At 68.2% G+C, this 16,160-nt stretch carries 16 protein-coding genes; 10 read left to right on the forward strand and 6 right to left on the reverse strand.

The features are described 5' to 3' along the window. Positions 1-20: 20 nt before the first annotated feature. Positions 21-2,762, reverse strand: a complete 2,742-nt coding sequence (acnA, locus tag WFQ67_RS23845) for an aconitate hydratase AcnA (protein WP_337058397.1) — start codon at positions 2,760-2,762, stop codon at positions 21-23. 214 nt (positions 2,763-2,976) lie between these two features. Here acnA and rlmM point away from each other — a divergent pair, with 214 nt between their 5' ends. Beyond that, the gene (rlmM, locus tag WFQ67_RS23850) at positions 2,977-4,032 is read left to right on the forward strand and encodes a 23S rRNA (cytidine(2498)-2'-O)-methyltransferase RlmM (RefSeq protein WP_213629199.1); all 1,056 of its coding nucleotides are present in this window, start codon (positions 2,977-2,979) and stop codon (positions 4,030-4,032) included. A gap of 89 nt (positions 4,033-4,121) precedes the next feature. Next, on the forward strand, positions 4,122-4,361 hold the full coding sequence (tusA, locus tag WFQ67_RS23855; protein WP_021216828.1) for a sulfurtransferase TusA: 240 nt from the start codon (positions 4,122-4,124) through the stop codon (positions 4,359-4,361). A 160-nt stretch (positions 4,362-4,521) separates the two neighbouring features. On the opposite strand, the gene WFQ67_RS23860 is transcribed toward tusA, so the two are convergent. Further along, on the reverse strand, positions 4,522-5,919 hold the full coding sequence (locus tag WFQ67_RS23860; RefSeq protein ID WP_244863014.1) for an MATE family efflux transporter: 1,398 nt from the start codon (positions 5,917-5,919) through the stop codon (positions 4,522-4,524). Positions 5,920-6,199: 280 nt separating this feature from the next. On the opposite strand from WFQ67_RS23860, the gene pdxB reads away from it, so the two are divergent. Next, the gene (pdxB, locus tag WFQ67_RS23865) at positions 6,200-7,342 is read left to right on the forward strand and encodes a 4-phosphoerythronate dehydrogenase PdxB (protein ID WP_337058398.1); all 1,143 of its coding nucleotides are present in this window, start codon (positions 6,200-6,202) and stop codon (positions 7,340-7,342) included. A gap of 71 nt (positions 7,343-7,413) precedes the next feature. On the opposite strand, the gene WFQ67_RS23870 is transcribed toward pdxB, so the two are convergent. Then, positions 7,414-7,590 (reverse strand): PA1571 family protein, encoded by a 177-nt coding sequence (locus WFQ67_RS23870; RefSeq protein WP_213629201.1) that lies wholly within the window; start codon positions 7,588-7,590, stop codon positions 7,414-7,416. 194 nt (positions 7,591-7,784) lie between these two features. Between WFQ67_RS23870 and WFQ67_RS23875 the strand changes: the two genes are divergently transcribed. The 6 genes from WFQ67_RS23875 (at position 7,785) to WFQ67_RS23900 (ending at position 13,664) form a co-directional block, all read left to right on the forward strand. Next, complete coding sequence (locus tag WFQ67_RS23875; protein ID WP_337058399.1) at positions 7,785-8,924, forward strand: ATP-NAD kinase family protein; 1,140 nt, start codon at positions 7,785-7,787, stop codon at positions 8,922-8,924. 292 nt (positions 8,925-9,216) lie between these two features. Then, positions 9,217-9,615 (forward strand): GFA family protein, encoded by a 399-nt coding sequence (locus tag WFQ67_RS23880; protein WP_337058400.1) that lies wholly within the window; start codon positions 9,217-9,219, stop codon positions 9,613-9,615. A 2-nt stretch (positions 9,616-9,617) separates the two neighbouring features. Beyond that, entirely contained in the window at positions 9,618-10,196 is a 579-nt protein-coding gene (locus tag WFQ67_RS23885) for a DUF1287 domain-containing protein (protein ID WP_337058401.1), read from the forward strand. Positions 10,197-10,246: 50 nt separating this feature from the next. After that, positions 10,247-10,687 carry a thiol-disulfide oxidoreductase DCC family protein gene (locus WFQ67_RS23890; RefSeq protein ID WP_337058402.1) on the forward strand — a complete coding sequence of 147 codons (441 nt, stop codon included), beginning with the start codon at positions 10,247-10,249 and terminating at the stop codon, positions 10,685-10,687. Positions 10,688-10,759: 72 nt separating this feature from the next. Then, positions 10,760-12,532, forward strand: a complete 1,773-nt coding sequence (locus WFQ67_RS23895; protein ID WP_337058403.1) for an ABC transporter transmembrane domain-containing protein — start codon at positions 10,760-10,762, stop codon at positions 12,530-12,532. A gap of 22 nt (positions 12,533-12,554) precedes the next feature. Beyond that, complete coding sequence (locus WFQ67_RS23900; protein WP_337058404.1) at positions 12,555-13,664, forward strand: saccharopine dehydrogenase family protein; 1,110 nt, start codon at positions 12,555-12,557, stop codon at positions 13,662-13,664. Between the two features lie 153 nt (positions 13,665-13,817). Here WFQ67_RS23900 and ppnP read toward each other — a convergent pair whose 3' ends face one another. After that, positions 13,818-14,099, reverse strand: a complete 282-nt coding sequence (gene ppnP, locus WFQ67_RS23905; RefSeq protein ID WP_111262861.1) for a pyrimidine/purine nucleoside phosphorylase — start codon at positions 14,097-14,099, stop codon at positions 13,818-13,820. 89 nt (positions 14,100-14,188) lie between these two features. Continuing rightward, complete coding sequence (locus WFQ67_RS23910; RefSeq protein ID WP_173179534.1) at positions 14,189-14,737, reverse strand: exonuclease domain-containing protein; 549 nt, start codon at positions 14,735-14,737, stop codon at positions 14,189-14,191. A gap of 120 nt (positions 14,738-14,857) precedes the next feature. Between WFQ67_RS23910 and WFQ67_RS23915 the strand changes: the two genes are divergently transcribed. Next, positions 14,858-15,730 carry an NAD(P)-dependent oxidoreductase gene (locus WFQ67_RS23915; RefSeq protein ID WP_213629208.1) on the forward strand — a complete coding sequence of 291 codons (873 nt, stop codon included), beginning with the start codon at positions 14,858-14,860 and terminating at the stop codon, positions 15,728-15,730. A gap of 48 nt (positions 15,731-15,778) precedes the next feature. Here WFQ67_RS23915 and WFQ67_RS23920 read toward each other — a convergent pair whose 3' ends face one another. After that, complete coding sequence (locus WFQ67_RS23920) at positions 15,779-16,120, reverse strand: DMT family protein (protein ID WP_043247147.1); 342 nt, start codon at positions 16,118-16,120, stop codon at positions 15,779-15,781. Positions 16,121-16,160 lie beyond the last annotated feature (40 nt).

A 16,160-nucleotide genomic window follows, 5' to 3' on the forward strand; every position in this document is an offset into this window, starting at 1 on the left:
GCCCCTACAGGACTCCCAGGTCAGCTGGCCAGCAACTGGCGCAGCACATAGTGGAGGATGCCGCCGGCCTTGAAGTACTCGACCTCGTTGAGGGTGTCGATGCGGCAGAGCACCTCGACCCTCTCGAGCGAGGCGTCCTCGCGGGTGATCTCCAGGGTCAGCGGCATGCGCGGGCGCAGTTCCACGCCGCTGAGGCCATGGATGCCGATCGTCTCCTTGCCGGTCAGGCCCAGGCTCTTGCGGTCGGTGCCGTCCTTGAACTGCAGCGGCAGCACACCCATGCCCACCAGGTTGGAGCGGTGGATGCGCTCGAAGCTCTCGGCGATCACTGCCTTGACCCCCAGCAGGTTGGTGCCCTTGGCAGCCCAGTCACGGGAGGAGCCGGTGCCGTACTCCTTGCCGGCGAAGATCACCAGCGGCGTGCCTTCGGCCTGGTAGCGCATGGCGGCGTCGTAGATGGCCAGTTTCTCGCCACTGGGCACGTGCAGCGTGTTACCGCCTTCCTCGCCGCCGAGCATCTCGTTGCGGATGCGGATGTTGGCGAAGGTGCCGCGCATCATCACTTCGTGGTTGCCGCGGCGCGAGCCATAGGAGTTGAAGTCCCGGGGCTCCACGCCCTTTTCCCGCAGGTAGCGACCGGCGGGGCTGTCGGCCTTGATGTTGCCGGCCGGGGAGATGTGGTCGGTGGTCACCGAATCCCCCAGCAGGGCGAGGACACGCGCCTGGTGCACATCTTCCACCCGGGGCGGCGCACCGGCGATATCGGCGAAGAAGGGCGGGTGCTGGATGTAGGTGGAATCGGCCTGCCAGGCGTAGGTATCCGATTCGGGCACCTGGATGGCGCGCCATTTCTCGTCGCCAGCGAAGACTTCGGCGTATTCCTTGCGGAACATCGCGGTGTCGACCTTGGCGATGGCCTCGTTGATCTCCTGCTGGCTCGGCCAGATGTCCTTCAGGTACACCGGCTGGCCGTCCTTGCCTTCACCCAGCGGTTCGCGGCTGATATCCAGGCGCACGCTGCCGGCCAGGGCGTAGGCGACCACCAGCGGCGGGGAGGCCAGCCAGTTGGTCTTCACCAGCGGGTGCACGCGGCCTTCGAAGTTGCGGTTGCCGGAGAGCACCGAGGCCACGGTCAGGTCGCCCTGCTGGATGGCCTTCTCGATGGGCTCCAGCAGCGGGCCGGAGTTGCCGATGCAGGTGGTGCAGCCATAGCCCACCAGGTCGAAGCCCAGTTCGTCGAGGTACTTCGTCAGCCCGGCGGCGGCGAAGTACTCGGTCACCACCTTGGAGCCGGGCGCCAGGGAGCTCTTCACCCAGGGCTTGCGCGTCAGGCCCTTCTCCACGGCCTTCTTCGCCACCAGGCCGGCGGCCATCATCACGCTGGGGTTGGAGGTGTTGGTGCAGGAGGTGATGGCGGCGATCACCACGGCGCCGTCGCTGAGGCGGTGGGTGCGGCCCTCGTATTCGTAGTCCACCACGCCGCTCTGCACGCTGCCGCCCACGGCGGTGCCGCCGCCGCCCTCGCTGAGCAGGCGGCTGTCCTCCTTGGCGCTGGGCTTGAGTTGCAGGGTGATGAGGTCGTCGAAGGTACTGGCCACCTGGGTCAGCGGCACCCGGTCCTGCGGGCGCTTGGGCCCGGCCAGGCTGGCTTCTACCGTGCCCATGTCCAGGGACAGGCTGTCGGTGAACACCGGTTCCTCGCCGGCGCTGCGCCACAGGCCCTGGGCCTTGCAGTAGGCCTCCACCAGCTTGACCGTGGATTCCGGACGGCCGGAGAGGCGCAGGTAGCCCAGGGTGATCTCGTCCACCGGGAAGAAGCCGCAGGTGGCGCCGTATTCCGGTGCCATATTGGCGATGGTGGCGCGGTCGGCCAGGGGCAGGTCGGCCAGGCCGTCGCCGTAGAACTCGACGAATTTCCCCACCACGCCCTTCTTGCGCAGCATCTGGGTGACGGTTAGCACCAGGTCGGTGGCGGTGATGCCTTCCTTGAGCTTGCCGCTGAGTTTGAAGCCGATCACCTCGGGGATCAGCATCGACACCGGCTGGCCGAGCATGGCCGCTTCCGCCTCGATGCCGCCCACGCCCCAGCCGAGTACGCCGAGGCCGTTGATCATGGTGGTATGTGAGTCGGTGCCCACCAGGGTGTCGGGGAAGGCGTAGGTCCTGCCGTCCTCTTCGCGGGTCCAGACGGTGCGGCCCAGGTACTCGAGGTTGACCTGGTGGCAGATGCCGGTGCCCGGCGGCACCACGCTGAAGTTGTCGAAGGCGTTCTGGCCCCAGCGCAGGAAGGCGTAGCGCTCGCCGTTGCGCTCCATCTCGATCTCGACGTTCTGCTCGAAAGCCTGGGGGCTGGCGAAGCGGTCGACCATCACCGAGTGGTCGATCACCAGGTCCACCGGCGAGAGTGGGTTGATCTTCTGTGGGTCACCCCCGGCCTTGGCCACGGCGTCGCGCATGGCGGCCAGGTCGACCACGGCAGGCACGCCGGTGAAGTCCTGCATCAGTACCCGCGCCGGGCGGTACTGGATCTCGCGCTCGGAGCTGCGGGTCTTCTGCCAGGCCACCAGGGCTTCGAGGTCCTCGCGGCCGACGGTCTCGTTGTCCTCCCAGCGCAGCAGGTTCTCCAGCAGCACTTTCAGAGACAGGGGCAACTTGTCGATGTTGCCGAGGCTCTTGGCGGCCTCTGGCAGGCTGAAGTAGTGATAGGTCTTGCCGTCCACCTCGAGGGTGCGGCGGCTGTTCAGGCTATCCAAGGAAGGCATTGGCATCTCCTTTGGGCCCATACGGCATGGGCCGATACAGGGGGCGGAACCCTGGAAAGCTAGCTCTACTTACCGGGTCTCGCCATGTTCTGGACCCCCGCTTCCGTGTGAGGGTTCCTTCTGTCGAATCACTCTTGGCGTAGGATTTTTCCATCGATCACTGTGTGAAATCGGGCGCTTCGGCTCTATAGTGCGCGGCCAAGGAGACACCCCGATGAATAGCCTGTTCCTGCACTGCCGCCCCGGTTTCGAGGGCGAGGTGTGTGCCGAGATATCCGACCTGGCCGCCCGACTGGACGTGCCCGGCTATGCCAAGGGCAAGGCCAACAGTGCCTGTGCCGAGTTCATCTGCCAGGATGCCGACGGCGCCGAGCGCCTGATGCGCGGGCAGCGTTTCTCGCGCCTGATCTTCCCGCGCCAGTGGGCCCGTGGCGGCTTCCTGGCACTGCCGGAGACCGATCGCATCAGCGTGCTGCTGGCGCACCTGGTCGACTACCCGGTGTGCGGCAGCCTGTGGCTGGAGGTGCTGGATACCAACGAAGGGAAGGAGCTGTCGAATTTCTGCAAGAAATTCGAGGGGCCCCTGCGCAAGGCGCTGGAGAAGGCCGGGCGCCTGGTGGATGACCCGTCCAGGCCGCGCCTGTTGCTGACCTTCCGCAGCGGTCGCGAGGTGTTCGCCGGCATTGCCGAGGCGGACAACTCCGCGCTCTGGCCCATGGGCATCCCGCGCCTGAAGTTCCCCCGCGAGGCGCCGAGCCGCTCCACGCTGAAGCTGGAGGAGGCCTGGCACACCTTCATCCCCCGCGAGCAGTGGGAGACACGGCTCTCCGAGGACATGACGGGCGTCGACCTCGGCGCATCCCCCGGTGGCTGGACCTACCAGCTGGTGCGTCGCGGCATGCTGGTCACCGCCATCGACAATGGCCCCATGGCCGAAAGCCTGATGGATACCGGGCTGGTGCAGCACCTGATGGTCGACGGCTTCACCTTCAAGCCGAAGCAGCCGGTGGACTGGATGGTCTGCGACATTGTCGAGAAGCCGGCGCGCAACGCCGCGCTGCTGGAGACCTGGATAGGCGAGGGGCTGTGCCGCGAGGCGGTGGTCAACCTCAAACTGCCGATGAAGCAGCGCTACGCCGAGGTACAGCGCCTGCTGCAGCGTCTGGAAGACAGCTTCCGCGAGCGCAGGATCAAGGTGTCCATCGCCTGCAAGCAGCTCTATCACGACCGCGAGGAAGTGACCTGCCACCTGCGTCGCCTGGACCGCTGAGGCTCATCGCCTAGCCACACCGGGTATCGGCCGGGCTGGGCGCGCCTGGCGCTTTACGCCACAATGGCGACCTGTTCCTGGAGTACCCCATGTCCGATCAGCCTGATGCCATTCTCGACGCCACCGGCCTCAATTGCCCTGAGCCGGTGATGATGTTGCACAACAAGGTGCGCGACCTGCCGTCCGGCGGCCTGCTCAAGGTCATCGCCACCGACCCGTCGACCCGGCGGGATATCCCCAAGTTCTGCATGTTCCTCGGCCACGAGCTGGTGGAGCAGGGCGAAGAGGCCGGTACCTATCTGTACTGGATCCGCAAGAAAGCCGAATGAGGCCCGCCCCGAATGCGAAGAAGCCCGCCTGATGCGGGCTTCTTGCTGTCTGGAGGCATGTCGGTGCGGTTGTCGGGCGGAGCCCCGCCTGCGCGGAGGGTGACGGGGCCCTGGGCGCGCGCCCGTTCCCCCCGTCACCCTCGCGGGGGCTCACTGGACCTCAGGCCGGCTCCGCCACGCCCAGACGCTCGCCCATGCGGATGCGCGAGCGTGCGCTGCGGGCGACGCGGAACGACAGCATCACCGCCGCCACCGTCAGGCCGACGATCAGCCCCTGCCACAGGCCGCGCGGGCCGGTGGGTTCGCCCAGCCAGTCGGTGAGCCCCAGCAGGTAGCCGACGGGCAGGCCGATGCCCCAGTAGGAGAACAGCGTCAGGACCATGGTCACCCGTGTGTCCTGGTAGCCGCGCAGGGCGCCGGCGGCGGTGACCTGGATGGCATCGGAGAACTGGAACAGCGCGGCGAACACGATCAGCGACGCGGCCACGGCGATCACCTGCGCATCCGGCGTATAGATGGCGGCGATCTGTTCGCGCAATAGCAGCATCAGGCTGGCCGAGAGGCAGGCGTAGGTCAGCGCCACGGCCATGCCCATGCCGGCGGAGAAGCGCGCATCACGCGGGGTGCCGCGGCCCAGGGAGTGGCCGACACGCACGGTCACGGCCATCGCCAGGGAATAGGGGATCATGAACACCAGCGAACTGAAGTTCAGCGCGATCTGGTGCCCGGCCACCACGTTGGCGCCGAGGCCGCCGATGAGCAGGGCGATCACCGCGAAGATGCTCGACTCGGCGAAGATCGCGATGCCGATGGGCAGGCCCACGCTCAGCAGGCGGCGGATCACCGCCCAGCGCGGTATCTCGAAGTGGGTGAACAGGCCGCTCGGCTTGTAGACCTTGGCGATGTTCACCCAGGCCAGCATGCCGAAGAACATCAACCACATGACGGTGCCGCTGGCCCAGCCACAGCCGACGCCGCCCATGGCCGGGAAGCCCAGGTGGCCGTAGATCAGCACGTAGTTCAGGGGGATGTTCAGCAGCAGCCCGCAGATGCCCAGCACCATGCTCGGGCGAGTGCGTCCGAGGCCGTCGCTGTAGCAGCGCAGCACCTGGTAGAGGGCCACCGCCGGCAGGCCGAAGGCGATGCCGTGGAGGTAGCCCATGCTCGGGATCACCAGGTCTTCTTCCACGCCCATCAGGTGCAGCACGGGCTCGGCAAACAGCAGCAGGCCGGCGCCGGCGATGCCGACCACCACGGCCAGCCACAGGGCCTGGCGCACCAGCGGGCCGATCTCGGCGTCCTGGCCGGCGCCATGGCGCTGGGCGACTTTCGCGGTGGTGGCCAGGAGGGTGCCGGTCATCAACAGGAACACCGGCACCCAGATGGAGTTGCCCAGGGCCACGGCGGCCAGGTCGCGGGGGCTGACGCGCCCTGCCATCACGGCGTCGACGAAACCCATGGCCGAGTGGGAGAGCTGGGCGATCATGATCGGCAGGGCGAGGGTGAATAGGGCACGCAATTCGCGACGGATACGGTCGAGGCGAGTCTGGATTGTCACGGGGGGTCTTTCCCTGGCTGTGAAGCGTTCACCGGTACGGCGGTGGCGTCCGTATTGCTTGTGGCCCACGGGGTGGGCATGCCTGGCTGCGATGGGCTCGCAACGGGCGCTGGCCTGGCCGTGGCAGGGGGAATGCCGGCGATAGAGGGCAGCGGAGGCGAAAGACCGCGTAGTCTACGCCTTGACGGCGCAGTCAGGAAAGAGGGGGCGATGCCTACCCGCGAGGCGACGCCGGGTGGGTGGATTCCGTAGAATGGCCGCCTTGCCCCCGGAGAGCGCCATGCGAATCCTTGCTGACGAAAACATCCCCCTGGTCGACGCCTTCTTCGGCGCCTTCGGCCCCATCCGCCGCCTGCCGGGGCGGGCCATCGACCGGGCCGCCCTGGGCGATGCCGAGGTGTTGCTGGTGCGCTCGGTGACCCGTGTCGACCGCGCCCTGCTGGAAGGCAGCGCGGTGCGCTTCGTCGGCACCTGCACCATCGGCACCGATCACCTCGATCTGGACGGGTTCGCCGAGGCCGGCATCGCCTGGTCCAGTGCCCCCGGCTGCAACGCACGTGGGGTGGTGGATTTCGTGCTGGGCAGCCTGCTGACTTTGGCCGAGGACGAGGGCGTGTCGCCGACGACCCGTACCTACGGTGTGGTCGGTGCCGGCCAGGTGGGCGGGCGCCTGGTGGAGGTGCTGCGCGGCCTGGGCTGGCGGGTGCTGGTCTGCGACCCGCCGCGCCAGGCGGCCGAAGGCGGAGACTATGTCGACCTGGAGACCCTGCTGGAGCATTGCGACGCCATCAGCCTGCATACGCCGCTGGACAAGGGCGGCGCCCACCCCACCCACCATCTGCTGGGCGCCGCTGAACTGGCGCGACTGAAGCCCGGCTGCTGGCTGATCAACGCCAGCCGGGGCGCGGTGGTGGACAACCCGGCACTGCGCGATGCGCTGCGCAGCCGGCCGGACCTGCGCGCGGTACTGGACGTCTGGGAAGGCGAGCCTGAGGTCGACCCGGAACTGGCCGCGCTGTGCCGCATCGCCACGCCGCACATCGCCGGCTACAGCCTGGACGGCAAGCTGCGCGGCACCGCGCAGATCTACCAGGCGTTCTGCCGTGCCCAGGGCCTCGAGGAAAGCGTGCATCTGGATGAGCTGCTGCCCGCATCCTGGCTGCCTGAATTGACCCTGGACGCCAGCGCCGACCCGGTCTGGGCCCTGGCCATGCTGTGCCGCGCGGTGTACGACCCGCGCCGCGACGACGCCGACTTCCGCCGCAGCCTGGTGGGCGATGCCGCGCAGCGCCGCCTGGCCTTCGATACCCTGCGCAAGCACTACCCGGTGCGCCGGGAAATCGACGGCCTGCGGGTCCGGCTACGGGGCGAGGCGCCGCAACTGGCGCAGTGGGTGAGGGCGCTGGGCGCCGAGCTGGCCTGATCGCGGGCCTGGACGCTGGAATGAAAAGGCCCGGGCAGGTGCCCGGGCCTTCGGAGTGGAGCGAAGCGGGGTCAGGCCTGTTTGCGGGTGCTGACCGACTGCCTGTCCAGTTCCTTGCAGGCATGCTGGATCATGCCTTCGGTGATCGGAATCTCGCGACCTTGCGCGTCGATGATCGCGCCGCCAACGGGCTGCTGCGGTTGAAGTGGAACGACCCGGCGGGTGGTAGTGCTGTTCTGCAAGCTCATGGCCTGTCTCCTCATCAGGTGGTGCGCGCAGTCTAGGTCCCATAGATGAACGCGCAGTGACAGTCAGGCGCCAGTATTACGCCGTAAAGCAATGGGACCGGAGGGTATCTGCAGCGATTGTGCCAATCGCGCTGACCGTCCGGCCCCACAGGTTGACCCGCAGCGCGGGCCGAGAGTTCAGCGAAGAGGTTGGCATGTCGACATTCCGTATGGGCCTGATCATCAATCCCCTGGCCGGGCTGGGCGGCACGGCTGCACTCAAGGGCAGCGACGGTGTCGCCGCCGAGGCCCAGGCGCGGGGCGCCCTGCCTCGTGCCGAGGAGCGCACGCGCCTGGCGCTGGAGTCCCTGCTGCCCCTGGCGGAGCGCCTCGAATTCCTCACCTTCCCCGGCTCCATGGGCGCTGACCTTCTGGCGCGCATGGGTTTCCGTCATCGCCTGGTCGGAGCCCTGGAGGGTGCCACCAGCAGCGCCGCCGACACCCGCCATGCCGTGGTGGCGCTGCAGGAGGCGGGGGTGTCGCTGATCCTCTTCGCCGGGGGCGACGGCACGGCCCGGGACGTCAGCGCGGCTGCCCGTGAAGACCAGCCGGTGCTGGGCATCCCGGCGGGGGTGAAGATCCATTCCGGGGTCTATGCCATCAGCCCGCGCGCCGCTGGCGAGCTGGCGCGACGCCTGGTGGAGGGCGGGCTGGTGCGCCTGGCCAGCGGCGAGGTGCGCGACCTCGACGAGGCCGCCCTGCGCGACGGCAAGGTGGCGGCGCGCTGGTACGGCGAGCTGACGGTGCCGGTGGAGGGCCACTTCATGCAGCAGGTGAAGCAGGCGGGCATGGAGTCCGAGGAGCTGGTGCTGGTCGAACTCGCCGATTGGCTGGCGGACAGCTGGGAGGCAGGCGTGCGCTATGTCTTCGGCCCCGGCTCGACCCTGCATGGCCTGGCGGGCAACCTCGGCCTGGAGACCACCCTGCTGGGCGTGGACGTGATCGAGAACGGGCAGGTGATCGCCCGTGACGTCACCGAGGCCCAGCTGTTCGCGCTCGTGGATGGCCATCCGGCCTTCCTTCTGGTCACCGCCATCGGCGGCCAGGGCCACATCATCGGCCGCGGCAACCAGCAGATCAGCCCGCGCGTGCTGCGCGCCATCGGCCTCGAACGCCTGCGGGTGGTCGCCACCAAACGCAAGCTCGGCACCCTCGAAGGCCGGCCCCTGCTGGTGGACAGCGGTGATCCCCAGCTGGACGACGCCTTCCCCGATGCGGTGCGCGTCTGGGCGGGCTACAAGGAAGAGCTGCTGTACCCGCTGGGCTGGGGCGGCGAAGTCGACCCGGAGGCCTGACCGGCAGATGACTACAGCGCGCTGGGAACCGACCTAAAGCGCAAGCGGCGGGCGCCCCTGGCAATGCACCAGGCCGATCCTTAAGGTTGGCCGGGCCTGCCGATCCGGTGCTTCCACCCCCGGCGCATTCTCCTCAGGGCTTATGGTTGGGGCGTCGGGGGTGGAATCCCGGATCGGCAGGCTCCTTTGCACAGCTGAATACCCTTGGCCCGATGGCTCACACCATCGGGCATTTTCCGTTGCCTTCCGCTCCGCTACTCTTGCCGCTGCACACCTGTCCGAGGAGGGAAACATGGTCCAGGGTGGTTGCCTGTGCGGCGGAGTCCGCTTCGAAATCGAGGGTGAGCTGGCGCCGATCCAGATCTGTCACTGCAGCCAGTGCCGCAAGGCGCAGGGCACGCCCTTCGTCACCAATATCCCGGTGGACGAGACGCGCTTCCGCCTGCTCGCGGGAGCAGGGCTGCTGCGCGCCTTCAGTTCCTCGCCAGGCAAGCAGCGGGTGTTCTGCGGGCAGTGTGGCTCGCCCCTCTACAGCATGAGCGAGAGGACCCCCGGGGTACTGCGCGTCCGCGCCGGCCTGCTGGAAGGCGAGCTGGCAACGCGCCCCGCGAACCACGCCTACGTGGCTTCCAAGGCCAACTGGTGGGACATCGACGATGCCCTGCCGCAATTCCCACAAGGGCGAGGTTGATCATGTTCAAGCGACTGTTCTGCCTGTGCCTGCTGCTGGCCAGCCTGGGGGCCGAGGCAGCGGTGGATGCCGGGCGTCTGGTGGATTCGGCGCGTGCCCAGATCGGCGTGACCCTTAGCTACGACGCGGTCTACCGGCGCATCGCCTACCCCGGTGGCGACGTACCGCTGGCCACCGGGGTGTGCACCGATGTGGTGATCCGCGCATTGCGCGAGCAGGGCCTGGACCTGCAGAAAGTGGTGCACGAGGACATGCGCAGTCACTTTTCCGCCTACCCGCGCAACTGGGGCCTGAAGCGCCCCGACCCGAACATCGACCATCGCCGCGTGCCCAACCTGATGACCTGGTTCAAGCGCCAGGGCATGGTGCTGACCCCCAGCGACCAGGCCGCCAGCTACCGCCCTGGCGACATCGTCACCTGGGACCTGGGGCGCGGCCTGCAGCACATCGGCATCCTGTCCGACCGCACCGGTGCCGATGGCGCGCCGCTGGCGCTGCACAACATCGGGCGGGGCACACAGGAGGAGGACATCCTCTTCCGCTACCGGATCATCGGGCACTACCGCTTCGCAGAACGTTGAATCGGCGCCTGCTAGTATCCGCACCATCCTTTCCTGAGCGGGAGCGCGTGATGAGCGCCGATTCCTTTCCTCCCCACATCCAGCCCGGCGAACGGGTGGTGCTCTTCGATGGCGTGTGCAAGCTGTGCAACGGCTGGGCGCGCTTCCTGATCCGTCATGACCGCGAGCGCCTGTTCAAGCTGGCCTCGGTGCAATCCCCCGAAGGCCAGGCGATCCTGCGCTGGTATGGCATGCCCACCGACCACTTCGACACCATGGCCTACATCGAGGGGCGTGATCTGTTCGTGCGCTCCGACGCGGTGCTGCGCATCGCCCGCCAGCTGCCGTGGCCATGGCGCCTGGCCTCGGTGGCGCGCGTAGTGCCGGCGTTCCTGCGCGACTGGCTCTACGACCGCATCGCGCTGAACCGCTACCGGCTGTTCGGTCGCCACCAGGTCTGCCTGTTGCCGGACCCCGACCACGAACGACGCTTTCTCCACGCGGACCACTGAGCGGTTCCATGCCGCTGGCGCCGCGCCGGGAAAAACCGCAGAGTGGCGCCTCCTCCCGAACGAGTCCTCGCAATGGGTCTGCTTTCCTCTCGCCAGCGCAACGCCCTGCGCATGGCCGCGCGCTTCGTCGCTCCCTATCGCTGGCGGGTGATCGGCGCGCTGCTGGCATTGCTGTTCACCGCCGCCATCACGCTGTCGATGGGGCAGGGCATCCGCCTGCTGGTGGACCAGGGGCTGGCGACCCAGTCACCGCAAGCGCTGAACCATTCGATCCTGCTGTTCTTCGTCCTCGTGGTGGCCCTGGCGCTGGGTACCTTCAGCCGCTTCTACCTGGTGTCCTGGGTGGGCGAGCGCTTCGTCGCCGATATCCGCAAGCGGGTGTTCAACCACCTGATCGAGCTGCACCCCGGCTTCTTCGAAACCAACCGCGCCTCGGAGATCCAGTCGCGCCTGACCGCCGACACCACGCTGCTGCAATCGGTGATCGGCTCCTCGCTGTCCCTGGCGCTGCGCAACGGCATCATGCTGATCGGCGGCATCGCCCTGTTGTTCGTCACCAACCCCAAGCTGACCGGCATCGTGGTCGTCGCGCTGCCACTGGTGGTGGCGCCGATCCTCATTTTCGGCCGCCGCGTGCGCAACCTCTCGCGGCAGAGCCAGGACCGCATCGCCGATGTCGGCAGCTACGTCGGCGAGACCCTGGGGCAGATCAAGACGGTGCAGGCCTACAACCACCAGGCCCAGGACCGCGAGCGCTTCGGCCACACGGTGGAAGGCGCCTTCGACACCGCGCGCAAGCGCATCGCCCAGCGCGCCTGGCTGATCACCGTGGTCATCGTGCTGGTGCTCGGCGCGGTGGGGGTGATGCTCTGGGTCGGCGGCATGGACGTGATCGCCGGGCGCATCTCCGGCGGTGACCTGGCGGCCTTCGTGTTCTACAGCCTGATCGTCGGTTCCGCCTTCGGTGCCATCAGCGAGGTGATCGGCGAGCTGCAGAGTGCCGCCGGTGCCGCCGAGCGCATCGCCGAACTGTTGCAGACCCGCAGCACCATCAAGGCGCCCGAGAGCGACCTGCTGCGCCTGCCCGAGCGGGTCGAGGGCGAGCTGGAGTTGCGTGGCCTGCGGTTCGCCTATCCGACGCGGCCGCAGAGCCTGGCCATCGACGGCATCGACCTGCGCGTGCGCCCTGGCGAGACCCTGGCGCTGGTCGGGCCCTCGGGAGCCGGCAAGTCCACGCTCTTCGACCTGCTGCTGCGTTTCTTCGATCCCACCGAGGGCGAGGTGCGGGTGGACGGCCTGCCGATCCAGCGCCTGGACCCGACCGACCTGCGTCGCTGCTTCGCCCTGGTGTCGCAGAGCCCGGCGCTGTTCTTCGGCAGCGTCGAGGACAACATCCGCTACGGCCGGCCCGCTGCCAGCCAGGCCGAAGTCGAGGCCGCGGCACGGGCGGCCCACGCCCACGAATTCATCCAGCGCATGCCCCAGGGCTACCAGACGCACCTGGGCGACGGCGGCATCGGTCTCTCCGGTGGCCAGCGGCAGCGCCTGGCCATCGCCCGCGCATTGCTGGCGGATGCCCCGATCCTGCTCCTCGATGAAGCCACCAGTGCGCTGGACGCCGAGAGCGAGCACCTGATCCAGCAGGCCCTGCCCGAGGTGATGAGCGGGCGCACCACGCTGGTGATCGCCCACCGCCTGGCCACGGTGCAGAGTGCCGATCGCATCGCGGTCATCGACCAGGGCCGACTGGTCGCCATCGGCCGCCACCAGGAGCTGGTGCTGAGCAGCCCGCTCTATGCGCGCCTGGCAGAGTTGCAGTTTTCCACGTCGAGAGAAACGGCCTGAGCGGCCTCACAGGGAGTCAGTGGTGAAGGATGGATTGAGGGTGCTGGTGCTGGGAGGCTACGGCAATTTCGGCCGGTTGATCGTGCGGCGCTTGCGCAGTATCGAAGGCCTCGGCGTGATCGCCGCCGGGCGTGACCTGGCCAAGGCCCGGGCGCTGGCGGTGGAAACTGGTTGCGAGGCGGCACGCCTGGACATAGACCAGCCCGGGTTGGACCAGGCCTTCGTCGAGCTGGGGGCTCAGGTGGTGATTTCCACGGTCGGGCCCTTCCAGGGGCAGGACTATCGGGTCGCCGAGGCGGCGCTGGAGGCGGGCTGCCATTACATCGACCTGGCCGATGCGCGGGCCTTCGTCTGCGGCATCGGCCGACTGGACGCCGCTGCCCGCGAGCGCGACCTGCTGGTCTGTGCCGGCGCCAGCTCGGTTCCGGGGCTGAGCGCGGCCGTGGTGGACGAGCTGCTGCCGCGCTTCAGCCGGCTGGACAGCATCGAGCACGGCATCAGTTCCTCGGAGAAGACGCCGGGGCTGTCGACCCTCGAAGCGGTGCTCGGCTACTGCGGCCGGCCGGTGCGAATCTGGCAGGACGGCGCCTGGGGCTTGCTCCACGGCTGGCAGGGCCTGCGTCGGCATGCCTTCCGCGCGCCGATGGGGCCGCGCTGGGTAGGCGTTTGCGACATTCCCGACCTCGAACTCTTCCCCGCGCGCTACCCGGGTGTGCGCGACGTCAGCTTCCGCGCCGGCGTCGGCCTGCGTCTCACCCAGTTCGGCACCTGGGCGCTGTCCTGGCTGGTGCGCGGCGGGCTGGTGCGCAACGCCGTCGGCCTGGCGTCGCTGCTGCGCCGGGGGGCGGTGCTGGTGGAGCCCCTGGGCGACGGCCTCAGCGGCATGTTCGTGACGCTGCGCGGGCTGGATGGCGAGGGCCGGCCGCTGGTGCTCACCTGGGAACTGGTCGCCTACGACAACGATGGCCCCAACATCCCCTGCATGGCCGCCGTGGCGCTGGTGCGCAAGCTCGCCACGGGCACCCTGGCGGCGCGCGGCGCGATGCCCTGCATCGGCCTGTTCAGCCGCGCCGAGTACATGGCGGAGCTGGAAGGCATGCGCATCAAGGTGGCGATCCGGGAAGGGGAGTAGCCGCGCTGGCTACGGCTCTCCGCAGGATGGGTCGGGCGGCGTTCCGCGAGCGAAGCGAAACCCATCAATGCGAAGCCCAGCCTCGTCTCTTGGGACCCGCATCGCACCCATAAAAAACCGGCCACTCGGGCCGGTTCTTCACCACATCACAACTCAGCGGTATTCGCAGAGGTACGCGGTGTCCTGGGCGACTTTCAACTGGAACTTGCTGTCGGCCGGCACGGTGAACTTGCTGCCGGCGGCGAAGGTTTCCCAGCTGTCGCTGCCCGGCAGTTTGACGGTCAGGGCGCCGGCGACGACGTGCATCACTTCCAGCTGGCTGGTGCCGAATTCGTATTCGCCGGGGGCCATCACGCCAATGGTGGCGGGGCCTTCGCTCATGCCGAAGGCGATGGATTTGACGGTGCCGTCGAAGTACTCGTTGACCTTGAACATGGCAGGGATCCTTGAGAGGGGTTGGAAAAAGGGCTCGCCAGTATGCCCAAGCCGCTTTGCAGCGTCACTAGGCAATGCGGCGGGGCGTTTCAGGAGGTCGCCGGGAGTACCAGGGGCAGCAGGCGCGCGGTGTTGCGTGCATCCTCCAGGGCCCGGTGCTGCTGGCCCTGGAAGCTGAGGCCGGCCAGTTGCAGCGCGGTGTGCAGGCCCACCGGCTGCTTGAGCTGGCGGACGCGGGCGAAGTGCTGCTTGAGGTTGAGATGGGGAATGGTGGCGAGGCGGCTGACCACCTGCTGCTGGCGCCACTCCTGCTCCAGCTGGCGGCGGTCGTAATCGCCCCAGCTGACCCAGTTGACCAGGCGCGGCTGGTAGTTCTGCAGCCAGCGTTCGAAGGCCGGCCAGACCTGCGCCAGCGGCGCGGCGCTGTCGACGCTGGCCTGGCTGATGTGGGTCAGCTGGCGGCAGAAGGTGGTCAGGCAGGGGCGACGCAATGGGCGCACGAAGCGCTGGAAATGATCCACCTCGCGACCGTCGGCGGCCACGATCGAGGCGCCGATCTCGATGATCTCCATGTCTTCCAGGGGCCAGCCGCCTTCCTCGGTCGTGGCCTCCAGGTCTATCACCAGCCAGTGCGGCATGGGGCTCTCCTTGGCGCTTGCGGGGTGTTGCGGCAACTTCCGGGCGAGTATGGAGGGGCTTTCGCGGCTCGGCAAACCGCGTGTTAGGCTTCCAGGGACTTGCACAGAGGAGGGTTTGAGATGGCGAAGGTGACCTTTATCGGGCTCGGCGTGATGGGCTTCCACATGGCCGGCCACCTGGCGTGCGAAGGGCACGAGGTACGCGTCTACAACCGCTCGCCGGAGAAGGCCTCGCTCTGGTGCGACGAATTCGGTGGCGACAGCTTCGCCACCCCGCGCGAGGCGGCGCAGGGCTCGGACCTGGTGATGACCTGCGTGGGCAACGACGATGACCTGCGCGCGGTGGTGCTGGGTGAGCACGGCGCCTTCGCCGGCATGCAGCCCGGCAGCGTGCTGGTGGATCACACCACCGCCTCGGCCGATGTGGCCCGGGAGCTGGCCGCCCTGGCCGCCGAGCGTGGGCTGGGCTTTCTCGATGCGCCGGTCTCCGGCGGCCAGGCGGGCGCCGAGAGCGGCATGCTGACGGTGATGGTCGGGGGGGAGCGCGAACTCTACGAGCGGGCGGCGCCGGTGATCGACAGCTACGCACGGATGACCCGGCTGATGGGCCCGGTGGGCAGCGGCCAACTGACCAAGATGGTCAACCAGATCTGCGTCGGCGGGCTGCTCCAGGGGCTTTCCGAGGCCCTGCATTTCGCCCGTCGCTCCGGGCTCGATGCGGCGGCGGCCATGGAGGTGATCGGCAAGGGCGCGGCGCAGTCCTGGCAACTGGAACACCGCCACCAGAGCATGCTCGAAGGCAAGTTCGACTTCGGCTTCGCCGTGGACCTGATGCGCAAGGACTTCGCCATCGTCTTCGCCGAGGCACAGCGCAACGGCGCGCAATTGCCGGTCACCGAACTGGTGGACCGCTTCTACGGCGAGATCCAGGCCGAGGGCGGCGGGCGCTGGGATACCTCCAGCCTGATCACCCGCCTCGAACCGCCGAAGTGAGCCTGGCGCGGTCGGTCGCAACGACCGCCGCGCCGCGCGTGAACGGCCTCAGGCGCGGAAGATGAAGTACACCGCGCCGAGCAGGCACAGGCCGGCCCAGAGGTAATCGAGCTTCAGCGGCTGCTGCATGAAGTAGACGCTGAAGGGCACGAACACCGCGAGGGTGATCACCTCCTGCATGATCTTCAACTGGCCGACCGACAGCGCCGTGTAGCCGATGCGGTTGGCCGGCACCTGCAGCAGGTACTCGAACAGCGCGATCCCCCAGCTGATCAGTGCGGCGATGATCCAGGGCTTGGTGTTCAGGGTCTTGAGATGGCCGTACCAGGCGAACGTCATGAAGACGTTGGACAGGGTGAGCAACAGGGCGGTTTGCAGCCAGACCGGCATGACGGTGACTCCGCGATTTAAGGGGGGGCGCGCCAGACTA

Source organism: Pseudomonas sp. USHLN015 (genome assembly GCF_037153275.1).
Taxonomy (GTDB): Bacteria; Pseudomonadota; Gammaproteobacteria; order Pseudomonadales; family Pseudomonadaceae; genus Metapseudomonas; species Metapseudomonas tohonis.

Bases quoted from the DNA above. Each gene is read 5' to 3' on its own strand.
- acnA (WP_337058397.1), bottom strand. From the start codon at position 2,762: ATGCCTTCCTTGGATAGCCTGAACAGCCGCCGCACCCTCGAGGTGGAC.
- rlmM (WP_213629199.1), top strand. From the start codon at position 2,977: ATGAATAGCCTGTTCCTGCACTGCCGCCCCGGTTTCGAGGGCGAGGTG.
- tusA (WP_021216828.1), top strand. From the start codon at position 4,122: ATGTCCGATCAGCCTGATGCCATTCTCGACGCCACCGGCCTCAATTGC.
- pdxB (WP_337058398.1), top strand. From the start codon at position 6,200: ATGCGAATCCTTGCTGACGAAAACATCCCCCTGGTCGACGCCTTCTTC.
- WFQ67_RS23870 (WP_213629201.1), bottom strand. From the start codon at position 7,590: ATGAGCTTGCAGAACAGCACTACCACCCGCCGGGTCGTTCCACTTCAA.
- WFQ67_RS23875 (WP_337058399.1), top strand. From the start codon at position 7,785: ATGTCGACATTCCGTATGGGCCTGATCATCAATCCCCTGGCCGGGCTG.
- WFQ67_RS23880 (WP_337058400.1), top strand. From the start codon at position 9,217: ATGGTCCAGGGTGGTTGCCTGTGCGGCGGAGTCCGCTTCGAAATCGAG.
- WFQ67_RS23885 (WP_337058401.1), top strand. From the start codon at position 9,618: ATGTTCAAGCGACTGTTCTGCCTGTGCCTGCTGCTGGCCAGCCTGGGG.
- WFQ67_RS23890 (WP_337058402.1), top strand. From the start codon at position 10,247: ATGAGCGCCGATTCCTTTCCTCCCCACATCCAGCCCGGCGAACGGGTG.
- WFQ67_RS23895 (WP_337058403.1), top strand. From the start codon at position 10,760: ATGGGTCTGCTTTCCTCTCGCCAGCGCAACGCCCTGCGCATGGCCGCG.
- ppnP (WP_111262861.1), bottom strand. From the start codon at position 14,099: ATGTTCAAGGTCAACGAGTACTTCGACGGCACCGTCAAATCCATCGCC.
- WFQ67_RS23910 (WP_173179534.1), bottom strand. From the start codon at position 14,737: ATGCCGCACTGGCTGGTGATAGACCTGGAGGCCACGACCGAGGAAGGC.
- WFQ67_RS23915 (WP_213629208.1), top strand. From the start codon at position 14,858: ATGGCGAAGGTGACCTTTATCGGGCTCGGCGTGATGGGCTTCCACATG.
- WFQ67_RS23920 (WP_043247147.1), bottom strand. From the start codon at position 16,120: ATGCCGGTCTGGCTGCAAACCGCCCTGTTGCTCACCCTGTCCAACGTC.